The sequence below is a fragment of the Halobaculum rarum genome (genome assembly GCF_040025155.1).
GTDB lineage: Archaea > Halobacteriota > Halobacteria > Halobacteriales > Haloferacaceae > Halobaculum > Halobaculum rarum.
Genome location: NZ_CP157275.1, coordinates 1,132,730 through 1,147,800, shown reverse-complemented (window position 1 = coordinate 1,147,800; position 15,071 = coordinate 1,132,730). Strand labels below are relative to the sequence as shown.

The following is a 15,071-nucleotide window of genomic DNA, read 5'->3' as shown; positions in this document are numbered from 1 at the left end:
CTAACTCGTCGAACGTTACCGTTGTTTCTTCCCTGATCGACCGACTGAAACATCCTACGTGTGATAACCATTATCATAGGGAATGTCGGCTTCCCATATTATCAATATTAACATGATTTAAGGAGATATGGCGGAACGTTCATTAAGGTTGCTTCCGGCGATCGGAGCATGGCACGAGACACCACCGCACTCAGCAGACGTGATGTGCTTAAGGCGTCCGGGGCGGCCGGCGCCGCAGGATTGACGGGACTGGCCGGCTGCGCCGGCGGCGGCGGCGGCGATTCGGAGTACCCCGCGATCGGGAACTACCCGGTCGAGGGCGACGAGGTCGTCTTCGGCTTCAACGTTCCGCAGTCGGGGTCGTACTCCCAGGAGGGCGCCGACGAGCTTCGCGGCTACAACCTCGCGAAGGAACACCTGAACAACGGCGGCGGCTGGGTCGACGACTGGGACGGCCTCTCCGGGGACGGCGTCCTCGGCAAGACCGTCGCGTCCGTGGAAGGTGACACCGCGACCGACCCCGACACGGCGCGCCAGTCCGCGACGCGGATGATCAACCGGGACAACGCGATCATGATCACCGGCGGGTCGTCCTCCGGTGTCGCGATCGCGGTGCAGGGGCTGTGTCAGGAGGAGAAGGTCCAGTTCCAGTGTTGTATCACTCACTCGAACGACACGACGGGCTCGGAGTGTGTGCGCTACTCCTTCCGGGAGATGTTCAACGCGTACATGACGGGGCAGGCGCTCGCGCCCGTCCTCGCCGAGGAGTACGGGGAGGACCTGAACTTCTACCAGCTGTACGCCGACTACTCGTGGGGACAGACCCAGCAGGCGTCGATGGAGCAGTTCTTCACGGATGTCGGCGGCTGGAACCAGATCGAGTCGGTGCCGACGCCGCTCGGTACCTCCGACTACTCGTCGTACCTCTCGGACGTCCCCCGCGACGAGACGGACGTGCTCGTGCTCAACCACTACGGGCTGGACGCGGCGAACTCGCTCCCGCAGGCGATCGAGGCGGGACTCGACGAGGACATGGAGATCGTCGTCCCGCTGTACAACCGGCTGATGGCCGAGGCGGCCAGCGGATCCATCGACGGGATCTTCGGGACGGCCGACTGGAACTGGCAGCTCGAGGACGACGCGACCCAGTCGTTCGTCGAGTTCTACCGTGAGGAGCACGACCGCGCGCCCAGCTACGGGGCCCGCATCGCGTACACCCAGACGCTCCAGTACGCCGCGGCAGTCGAACGCGCGGAGACGTTCTACCCGCCGGAGGTCATCAGGGAGATGGAGGGTCACGAGTACAGCGGCGCCGGACTCGGCGACGAGACCATGCGCGGCTGCGACCACCAGGCTCAGCGTGACGTGCTCGTCATGCAGGGCGCGAGCGAGGAGGAGCAGACGGAGGACAAGCTGCTGAACATCGTCTCGACGACCTCGCGCGATAACCTCGGCTACGCGTGCGATGCCGGCCCGGCCGCGGAGTGTGAGCTGGGCGACTACGGCGACGAGGAGTGACCGACGGCTAGGTCCTCCCGGTCCGTACCGGCACGTTCTTATTCGATCCGCGGAACCACGTCAACGAATGTCAACACCGACAAGTACTAGCAAGCGGACCACACCGCACCTACACGAACGATAATGTTGCTCCTACAGTCCGAGATCGCATCGATACTCCTCAACGGCCTCCAGCAGGGCGCGATATACGCGTTGCTGGGTATCGGCCTCACCATCATCCTGGGGACGATGGAGTTCCTGAACCTCGCGCACGGCGCGCTCTATCTCGTCGGCGCGTACACGGGACTGATCGTGTTTCAGGAGACGGCCCTCTCGAACGGGCTGTTGTACAGTTCCGGAATCACGACGCTCGGCTTCGAGGGAGGATTCCTCGCGGCGCTCGTCATCGTTCCCATCGTCGGGTTCGCCGTCGGGCTGCTCATGGAACGGTTCGTCGCGGAACCGTTCTACGACCGTCCGGAGACGGACCAACTCCTCGTGACGTTCGGCCTCGCGCTGATCGTCGAGGAGACCGTCAAGAACGTCATCGGCGGGAACACGTTCCAGTCGATCGCCCCCTCGACGATCTTCGGCGTCAACGTCTCCCAGCCGATCAGCCTGCCGCTCGTGGGACTGTTCCCCTCGTGGCGGCTGTTCATCATCGGCATCGCGTTCCTCGTCATCGGCCTGACGTACCTCGCGATCGAGCGGACGGACTTCGGGCTCGTCGTCCAGGCGGGTACCCACGACTCCGAGATGGTCCGGATCCTCGGGATCCCGATCAACCGCTCGTACAGCCTCGTGTTCGCCCTCGGCGCGGCGCTCGCGGCGTTCGCGGGCCTCATCGGCGCGTCGATCCAGACGGTCAGCCCCCAGATCGGCACCCAACAGGCGCTGGTGCCGGCGTTCCTCACCATCGTCGTCGGCGGCGCCGGCTCCGTTCGCGGGGCCATCGCCGGCGGCCTGGTGTTGGGGCTCATCATCTCGGCGATGACGCAGACGTACAGCCAGTGGGCGCAGATCGTCCTCTACCTGTTCGTCGCGCTCATGCTCGTCTTCAAGCCCGAGGGGCTGTTCGGCTCCGCGGAGGTGGGCGAATGAGCGATGACCGCCGCGGCGACGCGACCGAGCCGGTCACCGACGGCGGTACCGTGACCGAGGAGACTGCCGGCGGCTCCGGCGGCTCCGCGCTGGCGGGATTGCGCGACCGCGACGACTTCGTCGTCATCGGCATGGCGGCCGCGCTGGTCGTGTTCCCGTTCCTGCTGATCGACGTCCTCGGGGCGGTCGGGGAAGTCATCGGCACCTCGATCGGCGGCTACACCGGCCTGCCGTCGCTGGTGCTGATCTACGGCATCATCGTCATCGGGTTCAACCTCCTGCTGGGGTACACCGGCCTGCTGTCGTTCGGCCACGCGGCCTTCTTCGGCTCGGCGGCGTACTCCGCGGCGCTGTTCAGCCAGGTCGTTCCGAGCCCGCTCCTCATGGTGGTCGTCGGAACGATCGTGGCGACGCTGCTCGCGTGGCCGATCGGGTTCGTGTCGATCCGGCGGTCGGGCGTCTACTTCGCCGTCCTGACGCTGACGTTCGGACAGGCGCTGTACTTCTGGGCACTCGGTCCCGGGTCGTGGCTCACCAACGGCGACAACGGCTTCTCCGGGATCGAGGCACACGGGCTGTTCCTCGGGGCGATCCCGCTGGACGCCCAGTTGGTTCCGGTCTTCGACTCCTACACGGTGATGTACGCGTTCACGGCGGTCGTGATGCTTATCGCCGTCTGGGTCGGCAACCGGATCATCAACTCGCCGTACGGCCTCATCTTCGAGGCGCTCGGCGAGAACGAGGAGCGCGTCGAGTTCGTCGGGCTCAACGTGTTCCGCTACAAGCTGATGGCGTTCATCATCTCCGCCGTCTTCGCGGGCGTGGGGGGAGCGATGTTCGTCATCCACGAGCAGTACATCCACCCGACGACGGCGCTGTACTGGATCCAGTCCGGCGACTTCGTCATCATGACGGTCCTCGGCGGTACCGGCAGCCTCGTCGGGCCGGTGCTCGGCGCGCTCGTGTTCGAGTACGTCGCGAACGTCGTCTCCGGCGTCAGCCTGCCGGTGGTCGGCTCGATCGGGTCGATGTGGCGGTTCGTGCTCGGCGCGGTGTTCGTGTTCATCGTGTGGGTGTTCCCGCGGGGCATCTACGGGGCGTTCGCGGACCTCGCGGCGATGCTGAACGGTGGGAGCGGCGGCGACGGCGACAAGCCGGCCGCGGCCGACGGGGGTGAACGCGAATGAGTCTCCTTCGTACCGACGGGCTCACGAAACAGTTCGGCGGCCTCGTCGCCGTCGACGAGGTGAGCTTCGAGGTCGACTCCGGGGAGACCCGCGCGGTCATCGGCCCCAACGGGGCCGGCAAGTCGACGCTCATCAACTGCATCACCGGCGCGCTCGAACCGACGGCCGGCACCGTCGAGTTCGACGGGGAGGACATCACCGGCCTCTCGCCCCACGAGACGGTGCAGGCGGGGATCTCGAAGTCGTTCCAGACGGCGTCGATCTTCCCCGAAATGACCGTCCGGGAGAACGTCGAGATCGCGGCGCTGGCGTCCGAACACGGCTCGTTCAGCGTCGACTTCCTCAAGCGACTGTCCGGGTTCGACGCGGTCCACGACACCACCGACCGGATGCTCGAGTCCGTCGAGCTGCTCGGAGACGGCGACGTCGAGGCGGCGAGCCTCCCGTACGGCGACAAGCGCCGCCTGGAGATCGCGATCGCGTTGGCCTCCGAGCCGGAGCTGTTGCTGATGGACGAACCGACCGCCGGTATGTCGCCGGACGAGACCGCCGCGACCGTGGAACTCGTGGAGGAGCTTCAGGATACCCTCGACCTCACCATCCTCATCGTCGAACACGACATGGAGATCATCTTCCAGATCGCCGACCGAATCCTCGTGTTGAATCGTGGGCAAGTCATCGCCGACGGCACTCCCGAACAGGTGCAAGAAAGCGAGGAAGTTCAAGAGGCGTACCTCGGGGGGGTGGAGCTGTGAGCTCCGACGCCTCCGGGCCGGCCGAGGACACGCCCGAGGAAGCTGCGGAGGCCGCCGCCGCCACCGAGGTCGCCGACGATCACGCCGCGCGGGCGACCGCCGCGGCCGCCGAGGGCGACCACATCCTCTCCGTCGAGGACGTCGACGCCTACTACGGCCAGAGTCACATCCTCCGCGACCTCTCGTTGCACGTCGAGGAGGGCGAGGTGTGTGCGCTGCTCGGACGCAACGGCGCGGGTAAGACGACGACGCTGCGGTCGGTCGCCGGCGCTCGCCCGCCGGACGTCCGCGACGGCCTCGTCCGGTTCAAGGGCGACGAGATCACCGACCGAACGACCGAGGACATCTCCTCGCTCGGTATCTCGCTGGTACCCGAAGAGCGCCGCGTCTTCCCGAACCTCACGGTCGGAGAGAACCTTCATCTGTCCGACGTGGCGCGCAACTGGTCGAACACGTTCGGGCGCGACGTCTCGATGGACCACCCGGGCATGACCACCGAGGAGGTGTTCGAGGTGTTCCCACGGTTGGAGGAGCGCGAATCACAGAAGGCGGGAACGCTCTCGGGCGGCGAACAGCAGATGCTCGCGATCGCGCGCGCGCTGAAGCAGGACACGGACCTGTTAATGCTCGACGAGCCGTACGAGGGGCTCGCCCCGCAGATCATCGAGACGGTCGCGGCGGCGATCGAGCGGATCGCCGAGGCCGGAACGACGATCCTGCTCGTCGAGCAAAACGCCGTGGCGGCGATGAACATCGCCGACCGCGCGTACGTCATCGACCAGGGAAGCATCGTGTTCGCCGGCAGTTCCGAGGAACTGCGCGACGACGAGAAAACACGCGAGCGATATCTGGGTGTCTGAGAATGAACGCCAACTCCAATCCCGGTCCGCCGGTCGACCAGCCCGACCCCGAAGCCATGCTCGATCGGCTCATCGAGGTCGGCGCGATCCGCGAGGACGACGACGGCACGCTCCGGATCTCCGCGGCGCTTCACGACATCCTCGACCTGTACGAGCAAAGCTACGGTGACCTGTCCGAGCAGGACTTCACCGAGGCCGTCGCCGACGCGTTCGGCCTCGACTACTCTGAGGCGGTCCGCAGGATCGACGAGGAGGGCGTCACTCGCGAGGAGTTCGTCGCGTACCTCTCGCTTCGCGCGCACTTCGAGGACGAGGACGAGCCGGTGCCCGACTCCCTCGAACGCGCGACGATGGCATCCCTCGTCGTCGATATCGCGCCCGCGACGCCCGTTCCGCAGGGGATGCGCGCACTCGAGGACGACGAGGTCGAGTCGTTCCTCGACGCGAACGACCGCGCGGTCGTGTTCGTCTGGCGCCTCCGGTGTGACCCGTGCGATTCGATGAAAGCCGAACTCGAGGAAACCCTCGATCTGCTCCCCGACGACGTGGCCGTCGCGGGCGTCGACGGCGAGGCAGCACCGACCGTTCGCGAACGGTTCGAGATCGACGTGGCGCCCGCGGTGGTGTGCGTCGCCGACGGTCGGCAGGTAGGGATCGAGACCGGGTACCAGTCGCCGGCCGCCGTCGCCGATCTGGTGGCGGGCGCGCTCGGCGACGACTGACCCGGTCGCCGTGTTCGGGGCGCGTTCGCGCCCGCGTACTTCCCGTATTTCACGCCTTACTAAGGCTTTTCAAGCCGATCTGTCGGCCGATCATGCCACAGATCAGCGACGCGGTCACGTACCCGACCGAGCACGACGACTGGGTGACCACGATTCTCATCGGTGGGGTCCTGTCGACCTTCGGATTCCTGCTGCTCCCGTTGCTGCCGGTGTACGGGTACGTCGTTCGCGTCATCAGACACTCGCTGGAGGACGATCCACGGCCGCCGACGTTCGGCGACTGGGAGGAGCTCGTCGTCGACGGGGCGAAGGCGATTCTCGTCGGCGCGGTGTACATGCTGATTCCCGGGATCGTGGGTGTGGTGACCGTCGGCGGCTCGATGGTTGCCATCGCGACGGGCACGAGAGGTGGCGCCGCCACGGGGATCGCCGGGCTTGTCGTCGGCGGACTGCTCACGGCCGTTCTCTCGCTTCTCTTCGGCTATGTGGCGGTGGCCGCGGTCGTCGCCTTCGCCGACGAACAGCGCGTCGGCGCGGCGTTCGACCTCGATGTCCTCAAACCGGTCGTCCTCAGCGGGGCGTACGCGACCGCGTGGGCGTTCTCGGTCGCCGTCTTCATCGGGGCGAGCGTGTTGGTCGGCGTGTTGAACGGTATCCCGATCCTCGGCGCGGTCATCGGCGCGTTCGTGTTCTTCTACGCGCAGGTCGTGGCCGCGCGCCTGTGGGCCGGCGGCTACGTCGACGCTCGCACCGAGGCCGACGGAACGACCCGTCCGGACGTCGGCGGACCGGTCGCCTGAGCCGGCAGGTCAGTCGCCCGACGCGGACGACGGGTCACTCCGGCATCCGTCCGTCACGTGGGTCCCGATCGTCCGGACAGTCGCAGCCACCGTCGGGGCGGTCGGCACCGCCCTCGACGGAGCGGTCACGTTGGGCTTCGATCCGCTCTGCGGCGACGACACTCACGACCGCCAGCGCGATCCCGGCGACCACGTCGGTCGCCCAGTGAATGCCGAGATACATCGTCGAGACGACGACCGACGCCGCGAGCACGACCGCGACCGGCGTCCATCGGGTCAACGAATCCCCTCGCCACGTCAGGAGCGCGACCGTCACCGCCAGCGACGTGTGCAGCGACGGGAAGACGTTGGTGTTCTCGTTCACCTGGCTGGTGAGCAGCTGCGACCGCGGCCAGCTCTCGAACAGCAGCGAGTCGACCAGCTCGGGCATGAGGTTACGGGGCCCGTACGCGACGAAGAGGACGTAACAGCCCAATCCGATCCCGTAGTTGACCCCGTACGCGATCAGGAGCGTCCGTAGCCCGCCGGCATCCTCCCGGAGCGCGTACGCGATCGCCGGGAACGTGAGGAGGTACACGTATCCGAACACGTAGACGAACCCGAAGTACGCCGTCGCGGTGGGCGTCGCGTACGACTGGACGACGGCCACGAACGTACCCTCCAGCGCGTAGATCGCGGCGGTGATGTTTACGCCGACCAGCCACGACAGCTCGACGCCGATCCGTCGGACGATGCCGTTGGCAGCCAACACCGCTAACAGTACAGCCAGCGGCGTGATCGCGGCGCGAACGGTCGACCGCACCGATCGCGGAGCCGTCAGGAGTCGGTCGGGGCCGACGAACACGAGGACCGACGCGAGGTGAAGTACCCCGACGACGGCGACGACCTCGAGAACGACATCGAGCAGGCTCATGGCGGTCAGTCCGTCCGGACGAGCCGTCCCTCGTCGTAGCTGTACCCCGCCGTCGTGAACGCCTCCATCGCGTTCGTCGCGTCGACCTCGCCGTCGCTGCCCAGGAACGGCGCCACGGGATCGACGCCGTCCCATCGGAGCTCGTCGGGGACCCACTCGGTGTTCGCCAGCGGAGTCACCGCCGCTCGCGCGTAGCCGTCGAACACGTCGGCGACGAGCGTCGAGCGGTCGATCAGGCGCGCGAGCGTGTGGCGAAACTGCGGATTGGACAGCGGCGCCGCGAGCGCGTTGTAGCCGACGACGTACGGCGGCGTGCGGCTGTCGACGACCAGGTCGGTCTCGTCGGACCGGCCGATACGCGGCACCGTGTCGGCGCCGACGGCGGTACCGGTCACGTCGGCGTCGCCGTCGGTGACGACGCCGACGGCGCTCACGTCGGAGCCGACGACGCGCACCGAGAGGCGGTCGAACGCGGGCGGACCGTCGACACCGTCGGGCAGCGTCGTCCCCTCGGCGCCGACCAGGAAGTGGTCGTCGAACCGTTCGAGCGTGAGTGACTCCCGCGGGGTGTTCCGGACGAACTGCAGCGGTCCGCTCCCGACCGGCGGGATGTTGTTCGTCACCAGCGCGTCCGTCACCGACCCGATCTCGATCCCCGCCAACGCGGCGGGATCGGTTCGGTCGCGCCAGACGTGTTTCGGGAGGACGGGAACCGTGAACGCGTGCACGGCGATCTCGGGGGTGCACTCCACGAACCGGATCTCGACCCGTCGGTCGTCGATCGCCCGCGCCTCGTCGACGAGACTGCTCCGTCCCTGGAACCGCGGCGACGGGACCGCCTCGTCGTCCGGGAACCCTTCCGTGTCGTCGGCCTCGGACCTGTCGCCGGTGGTCCCTCTGTCGCCCTCACCGTTCCCGCCGTCGTCATCGTCGTCGGAGTCGAGCGACGTGTCCGCGAGCAGGTCGTATGTGAACGCCACGTCCTCGGCCGTGAGTGGCGTTCCGTCGTGCCACGTGGCGTTCGCTCGCAGCGTCACGCGAGCGACCGGCGGCTCTGTGTCGTCGAACGACCACGACGCCGCGAGCCACGGCTCGACGGTTCCGTCGTCGGCGACGTGCCCGAGGGTGTCGTATACGAGCCCGGTCAACACGCCGCTGCGACGGAACTCGACGGCGAGGGGATTCAGATTCGACGTTCCGCGCCGGTCCGTCACGGCCAGCCGAAGCGTCGACGCCGAGGAGTCGTCCCCCGAGTCGGACTCCGTGGCCGCCCCCGTCGTCGTCGTTCGCGGGCTCCCTTCGGCTTCCTCGGCTGTCGTCCGGTCCAGCGAGAGGTAGCCGGCCGACGACCGGAGGTCCGCCTCCCGCCAGCCGTCGAACCTGTCGGAACGGGCCGCGCGGATGTCGTCGGGAAACGCGACGACGGTGAACGGCTGGGTCCGCGCGATCGCGTACTGGAGCCGTTCGATCGCCTCCTCGCGCTCCCGTCCGGTCGCTCGGCGCTGCGTCTCGAGGTGTTCGTTGGTACTGAGGTCGCTGTACCCGAACGGGTTCTGCCACCCGGGCGTCTCGACGAACCGGGAGTGCAACAGCGAGTAGAGGCTGTCCGGTCGCTCGAACCGCGTCGGCGTCTGCGCGACGAACAGGTCGAACTCTCGGTTCAACAGCACCTGTCTGAACAGCTCCTGCTCGGACACCGGGGTGACCTGCGCGTCGATCCCGGCGGTTCGAAGCCACTCGGCGATCTGCCGTCCAATTCGGAGGGCGTACGGGTCCTCGTCCGCCGGGGCGGCCTTGATAGTGAGCGTTACCTGGTTCTGTGACTCCCATCCTGACATCGCGCGAATCCGGCCGACGCACCCGCTCGCGGCGACGGCGGCACCGCTCGCGATCGTCGCGAGCGCACGCCGGCGCGGCAGCCCGGGGGACGGACGGTGATCCATCTGCTGTCTGTTTGGATACCTGGTCGAATATGCCTTTGGAGTTTCCAAGATCGGGGAACGATCGGTCCCCGACGCGTCGGGGGACCGAGCCGCGTCACGGAGGGGAGGCGTCACGATGGCTATATGTGGGACCCAGTCGGAGCGTCGAACATGTCCCCGGGACCGTCGATACCGTCGGCCCGCGTCCTCCTCGTCGCGGTCGTCGTCGTCGCGGCAGCGACGCTCGTCGTCGGCTACGTCGAGGCCGAGCGCGCGAGCGAGGACGTCACCGGGGACCCCGCCGTCGAGCGGGCGCTGCGTACCGGCGACGACTCCGCGGTCGTCGGGCCCCGCGACGAGATCACCGTCGTCGCGACCGACTCGAACGCGTTCGTCGCCGACGAGAACGACGGCCCGAGAGCCCAGGCGGAGCTGATCGCGTTCGCGCCCGACGGCACGATCCGCTACCACCAGAACGAGCACACCCGCTACTGGGACGTCGACCCCGTCGAGGGAACCGACGCGACCGTCGAGTTCGTGTACGCCGACCACCTCGACGCCGACGAGTGCGGCGGGAGCGTCTGTACGCGAAACGGCGTCGAGCGCGTCAACCTCACCACCGGCGAGTCGACCGACGTCTTCAGTCGGATCACGCCCGGGAAACACTCCACCCGCTGGCACGACGTGGACCGGATCGACGACGAGCGCCTGCTCGTCGCGGACATCCACCGCGACCGCGCGTTCATCGTGAACACGACCACCGGACTGACCGGGTGGGAGTGGGACGCCCAGTCCGCCTTCGACCCGACCGACAGCGGCGGCCCGTTCCCCGACGACTGGACGCACATCAACGACGTGGAGTACGTCGAGATCGACGGGCGCGAGACGGTCATGGTGAGCGTCCGCAACCACGACCAGGTCGTGTTCGTCGACGTGGAACGGGGAATCCGCGAGGACTGGTCGCTCGGGAGCGACGGCGACCACGACACGCTGTACGAGCAGCACAACCCCGACTACATCCCGCCCGAACGCGGCGGCCCCGCCCTCCTCGTCGCCGACTCCGAGAACGGTCGCGTCGTCGAATACCAGCGCGAGGACGGCGCGTGGGAGCGCTCGTGGACCTGGAGCGACGAGCGCGTGCAGTGGCCTCGCGACGCCGACCGCCTCCCGAACGGCCACACGTTGATCACCGACTCGAACGGCGACCGCGTCGTCGAGGTCGACACCGAAGGGGAGGTCGTCTGGACTGCCGATATCGGCTTCCCGTACGAGTCCGAGCGCCTCGGTACGGGCGACGAGAGCGCCGGCGGCGAGTCCGCGGCGTCGTTGGGGCTCGACTCACGGACGTTCGACCCCGAGACGGGCTCCGCGCTCGACCGGGTCGCGGCCGCGGCGCCGCCGACGCTCGTCAACGCGATCGCGTACGTCCGGCCGCGCTGGGTCGGACTCGTCGAGGGCGCGGCGATCCTCGCGTTGCTCGTGTCGCTTCCCACGCTCGCGTGGACCGAGTACCGCCGTCTGGGCGTCTCTGCGTCGCTTCGATGGCCCCTCACGTTCGAGCGCAAATGACGGCGAGAACCGTCGCACTCGACGCGTTCGACACGCTTCCGGTCGACGCCCGCGACCGCCCGTGGCTCGCGCTGGCGTTCCTCCCCGCCTGTGTCGCCGTCGCGGTCTACCTCGCGACGAACCCGTACCCGGCGTACGGCGCCGGCCTGTACGCCCAGATCGCCGCCGAGATCGTCGCCAACGGGTACCACCCGCCGGCGACGATCCCCGGCTACACCGCCGAGGGTGTCCCGTTCGCGTATCCGCCGCTGCAGTTCTATGTGTTCGCGGTCCTGCTGGATCTGGGCGTCGACCCCGTCACGGTCGCCCGGTTCCTCCCGAGCGTCGCGGTCGTCGCCCTCGCCGTCCCCGCGTACCTCCTCGGACGCGATATCACGGGGTCACGGCCGGCGGGCGCCGCGGCGGCGACGCTGATCGCCGTGAACCCGCAGATCCTGGAGTGGCACGTCTCCGCCGGTGGCGTCGTCCGCGCGTTCGCCTTCCTGTACGCGCTCGCCTCGGTCTACGCCGGGTACCGGGCGTACGCGACGGGATCGCGTCGAGCGCTCGTCGCCGGGGCGGTCCTGTTCGGACTGACGGCGCTGTCGCATCCGACGTACACGCTGTTCGTCGTCGCGAGCTACGTCGTCCTGTGGGCCACGCTCGACCCGTCGCCGGCGGGGGTCGTCCGCGGGCTGGCCGTCGGACTCGGCGGGACGGCGATCGCCGCGCCGTGGCTGGCGTGGGCGGTCGCCACCCACGGCCCCGCGGTGTTCACCGCGGCCGCGGGCACCCACGGCGGCGTCGGCGGCGGCGCGGCGCTGCTGGCCGGGGAGCTGTCCCCGTTCACGCTGGTGCCGCTGGCCGCGGCTACGTATCTCCTCGCGCGAGGCGACCGGCTGCTCCCGGCGTGGGTCGTGGTCTCCGAGCTCCTGTTCAAACAGCCGCGGTTCGCCTACGCAGTCGGCGCCGTCGCGCTCGCCGCGGTCGCCGTCGACCTCGCGGGTCGCGTCCCGGAGCGGTCGATCCGACGGTCGCTGCCGTCGTCGCTGTGGCCGTCGACTCTCGGGTCCGCGCGCGAGACGGACCGCCGGCGCGCACGTGCTGCGCTCGCGGCGGCGCTGCTCGTCGCCACCGCGGCCGCGGGCGGGGCCGCCCTCGCGGCGGAGATGACGCTCGTGAGCGACCCGTCGACTCCGGAGTTCCTCGACGGCGACGACCGCGAGGCGATGACGTGGATCGCGAGCGAGACGCCGCCCGACGCGACGTTCGTCGCCGTCGGCGACGCCGCCGAGTGGCTCCCCGCGTTGACCGACCGCACGCTGCTGGTCGGCCCGTGGGGGGTGGAGTGGCGGGACGCCGGCGAGTACGAGCGCCACTTGGAGGCGTTCGAGACGCTGTCTACGTGTCACAGCGCCGCTTGCGTCGAGTCGACGGCCGCGACCGTCGGCGCGGCCCCGACGCACGTGTACCTCCCGAAGGGGCAGTACACCGTCCGCGGGGAGTCGACCGTTACCTTCGGCACACTCGACCGGTCGTTCGCGGCCGCCGACGGCTGGACGCGCGTCTACGAGAACGACGGCGTCGTCGTCTACCGCTCGGTGCGGACGACGGCCGACTGATCGGTGACGGCCGGTCGGCGTCCGTGGACGGGTCGGCGGACGGGAACAGCGACAGCCCGGAGGCGGGCGCATTCGGGTCCCCAGTCACACGTAGCCCGCGAGCGGCGTCGCGAGCGCGAGCAGCCACGCGAGCGCGCCCGCAGCGGCGGTCCGCCGGTCGCCGCGGGCGATCCCCAGCGCGAACAGCCCGAGCGCACAACACAGCGCGAACCGGTGCACCGTCAGTCGGATCGGGATCTCACGGACGCCGACGCCGACGAGATCGAGCACGACCCCGGTGCCGAGCCCGCCGCCCGCGAGCAGCGCCGTCCGCTCGGGCGGCCGATCGCCCGCGAGCCACGCCACGAGCGCCGGCGGCCCGAACGCGAGCACCGGATACAGCCCGGCGGCGAAGATCCGTGGGTCTGCCGCGGGGACGGTGCTCTCGACGGCCAGCCCGAGCGAACGGACGCCGAGCAACACGCCCGCGAGCGCGATCGGCAACGCAAGGTCGACGGGCGACCAGTTCCCGTCGAGCCACTCGCGCCTGTGCCCGACGGCGACTGCGCCCACAAGGGCGACGGGGGCGGCGAACTCGATAGTCGTCACCCACCCGTCGCTGCCGCCGCCGGGGAAGCCGTGATACTCGCGGGCGACGCGCTCGACGAACGGTTCGTCCCTGAGATCGCGCTCGATGAACCGCGCGCCGGGGCGGATCCCGGTTACCGTGTGACGCATCCGGAACCAGTCCCAGTACTCCACGTGCGCCTGGATCGCGCTCCAGTTCCCCGACGGGGCCGGATACACCCGGATGTGGACGCGGCGCCCGAGGTACGTGCCGGTTCCGAGCTGGTGTTCCGCGCGGACCCACGTTCCCGTGGCGTTCCGGTCCGGCGCGACGTACGTGTACCGCGCCGCGCCGCGTGCCGGTTGCCACGGCGACGACGCAGCCACGAATTCGTCGTCGCTCTCGACTGTTGTCCAGTTTTGATCCGATCGATCGAGGAACGCCGCCTCGAGCTCCTCGGGGTCTGCCCGAACGACGACGTTGATCGCAAGCGTTCGCCCCTCGATCGACCGCGTGCGACTGGTGTACGGCCAGAGGTGGTTCCCGGTTCCTTCAGGCGCATACAGGAGTTCGGCGGCCGGATTCTGTCCCGTTCCGGGCGCCGACGGATTGACCGCGACGCTGGCCAAGAGGGCGAACACGACGATGGCGACGAACGCGATCAGCCTGGCCCGCATCGCACAGCAGTCGCTACTGAGTGCATGACCATACGTGTACGGGTGGGTAGTAGATACGCCCCGTCGACCACGACTGGAGCGTCTCCCCCCGTTATTCGTCGTCGACGACGCCGGTGACCATCACGGGACGCCCGCCGTTGAGGATGACCGTCTGGGTCACCGAGCCGAACAGCGCCTTGCCCGCCGGCGAGCGCTTGCGCCCGCCGACGACGATCAGGTCCGCGTCCGTCTCCTCGCTCGTCTCGATGATCGCGTCCGCGGGGTCGCCGCTGGACTCGGTCACGTCGACGGCGATCCCCGCGTTCTCCAGCACCTTCTTGGCCCCGCGGACCGACGCGACCTGCGTCGCGGAGGCGCCGCTGGGGTTGTCCTGAAAGACGTGGACGATCGTGACCTCGGTTTCGCTTCCGTCGCCCGGCAGGTTTGCGACTTCCTTCGCGGTGGCGCGTGCGTGCTCCTCGTCTTCATCGACGCCGAGTACTACGTGATACATACACCGCACCACTCCCGGGTAGGGATTAGTCCTTTCGCCGTCGGCGACGGGGCCCCGCAGCGTCGCCGGCGTCCGTCGTCAGCCGTTCGAGTGTGGTCCCCTCACTCGTCGATCGCGTCCGGGTCGTCGATCCGCCGGGAGACGTACACCACGAGCGCGAGCGGGATCCCGAGAACCGTCGCGATCGTGACGGCACCGTACACGCCGAACCCGAGCGGGGTCGGGGGAAGCGGGATCACCGCGTACAGCGCGGGCGCGCTGAGACCGTCGACGAAGGTGGCGACGAGCACGCCCGCGACGCCGCCGACTGCCGTAAGGAGGACATAGAGGGCGATCACCAGTCGCGGGCCGTCGAACCGCCCGTTCCGGCTTCGGTCGGCTTCGGCCGCGGAGTCGCTGGACGCGGTCACTGTAGCACGAGGATCAG

At 68.8% G+C, this 15,071-nt stretch carries 14 protein-coding genes; 9 read left to right on the top strand and 5 right to left on the bottom strand.

The window, feature by feature from the left end; all coding sequences use genetic code 11:
- The first annotated feature begins 168 nt into the window (after positions 1–168).
- The 7 genes from ABJD39_RS06065 to ABJD39_RS06035 all read left to right on the top strand — a co-directional run bounded on the left by ABJD39_RS06065 (position 169) and on the right by ABJD39_RS06035 (position 6,922).
- Positions 169–1,518: a substrate-binding protein gene (locus ABJD39_RS06065; RefSeq protein ID WP_348613078.1), complete on the top strand. Its 1,350-nt coding sequence runs from the start codon at positions 169–171 to the stop codon at positions 1,516–1,518.
- Positions 1,519–1,644: 126 nt separating this feature from the next.
- Positions 1,645–2,598 carry a branched-chain amino acid ABC transporter permease gene (locus ABJD39_RS06060; protein WP_348613715.1) on the top strand — a complete coding sequence of 318 codons (954 nt, stop codon included), beginning with the start codon at positions 1,645–1,647 and terminating at the stop codon, positions 2,596–2,598.
- Entirely contained in the window at positions 2,595–3,785 is a 1,191-nt protein-coding gene (locus ABJD39_RS06055) for a branched-chain amino acid ABC transporter permease (protein ID WP_348613076.1), read from the top strand. Before ABJD39_RS06060 ends, ABJD39_RS06055 begins: the two co-directional genes overlap by 4 nt.
- Positions 3,782–4,540, top strand: coding sequence for an ABC transporter ATP-binding protein (locus ABJD39_RS06050; RefSeq protein ID WP_348613074.1), 759 nt, complete (start codon positions 3,782–3,784; stop codon positions 4,538–4,540). The genes ABJD39_RS06055 and ABJD39_RS06050 overlap by 4 nt, the downstream gene beginning before the upstream one ends.
- A 122-nt stretch (positions 4,541–4,662) precedes the next feature.
- Positions 4,663–5,400, top strand: a complete 738-nt coding sequence (locus tag ABJD39_RS06045) for an ABC transporter ATP-binding protein (protein ID WP_348613714.1) — start codon at positions 4,663–4,665, stop codon at positions 5,398–5,400.
- A gap of 2 nt (positions 5,401–5,402) precedes the next feature.
- Positions 5,403–6,122 (top strand): thioredoxin family protein, encoded by a 720-nt coding sequence (locus tag ABJD39_RS06040; protein WP_348613073.1) that lies wholly within the window; start codon positions 5,403–5,405, stop codon positions 6,120–6,122.
- Between the two features lie 92 nt (positions 6,123–6,214).
- Positions 6,215–6,922, top strand: a complete 708-nt coding sequence (locus ABJD39_RS06035) for a DUF4013 domain-containing protein (RefSeq protein ID WP_348613072.1) — start codon at positions 6,215–6,217, stop codon at positions 6,920–6,922.
- Between the two features lie 34 nt (positions 6,923–6,956).
- Here ABJD39_RS06035 and ABJD39_RS06030 read toward each other — a convergent pair whose 3' ends face one another.
- Both ABJD39_RS06030 and ABJD39_RS06025 read right to left on the bottom strand, forming a co-directional pair.
- Positions 6,957–7,835 carry a phosphatase PAP2 family protein gene (locus ABJD39_RS06030; protein ID WP_348613071.1) on the bottom strand — a complete coding sequence of 293 codons (879 nt, stop codon included), beginning with the start codon at positions 7,833–7,835 and terminating at the stop codon, positions 6,957–6,959.
- A 5-nt stretch (positions 7,836–7,840) separates the two neighbouring features.
- On the bottom strand, positions 7,841–9,778 hold the full coding sequence (locus tag ABJD39_RS06025; RefSeq protein WP_348613069.1) for an ABC transporter substrate-binding protein: 1,938 nt from the start codon (positions 9,776–9,778) through the stop codon (positions 7,841–7,843).
- Between the two features lie 150 nt (positions 9,779–9,928).
- On the opposite strand from ABJD39_RS06025, the gene ABJD39_RS06020 reads away from it, so the two are divergent.
- Together ABJD39_RS06020 and ABJD39_RS06015 are read left to right on the top strand one after the other, a co-directional pair.
- Positions 9,929–11,326, top strand: a complete 1,398-nt coding sequence (locus ABJD39_RS06020; RefSeq protein ID WP_348613067.1) for an aryl-sulfate sulfotransferase — start codon at positions 9,929–9,931, stop codon at positions 11,324–11,326.
- On the top strand, positions 11,323–12,927 hold the full coding sequence (locus tag ABJD39_RS06015; protein WP_348613065.1) for a glycosyltransferase family 39 protein: 1,605 nt from the start codon (positions 11,323–11,325) through the stop codon (positions 12,925–12,927). Before ABJD39_RS06020 ends, ABJD39_RS06015 begins: the two co-directional genes overlap by 4 nt.
- Positions 12,928–13,011: 84 nt before the next feature.
- Here ABJD39_RS06015 and ABJD39_RS06010 read toward each other — a convergent pair whose 3' ends face one another.
- The 3 genes from ABJD39_RS06010 to ABJD39_RS06000 all read right to left on the bottom strand — a co-directional run bounded on the left by ABJD39_RS06010 (position 13,012) and on the right by ABJD39_RS06000 (position 15,054).
- Positions 13,012–14,151, bottom strand: a complete 1,140-nt coding sequence (locus ABJD39_RS06010; protein WP_348613063.1) for a hypothetical protein — start codon at positions 14,149–14,151, stop codon at positions 13,012–13,014.
- A gap of 91 nt (positions 14,152–14,242) precedes the next feature.
- Complete coding sequence (locus ABJD39_RS06005) at positions 14,243–14,644, bottom strand: universal stress protein (protein ID WP_348613061.1); 402 nt, start codon at positions 14,642–14,644, stop codon at positions 14,243–14,245.
- Positions 14,645–14,745: 101 nt separating this feature from the next.
- On the bottom strand, positions 14,746–15,054 hold the full coding sequence (locus tag ABJD39_RS06000; RefSeq protein ID WP_348613059.1) for a DUF7520 family protein: 309 nt from the start codon (positions 15,052–15,054) through the stop codon (positions 14,746–14,748).
- Between the last annotated feature and the right edge of the window lie 17 nt (positions 15,055–15,071).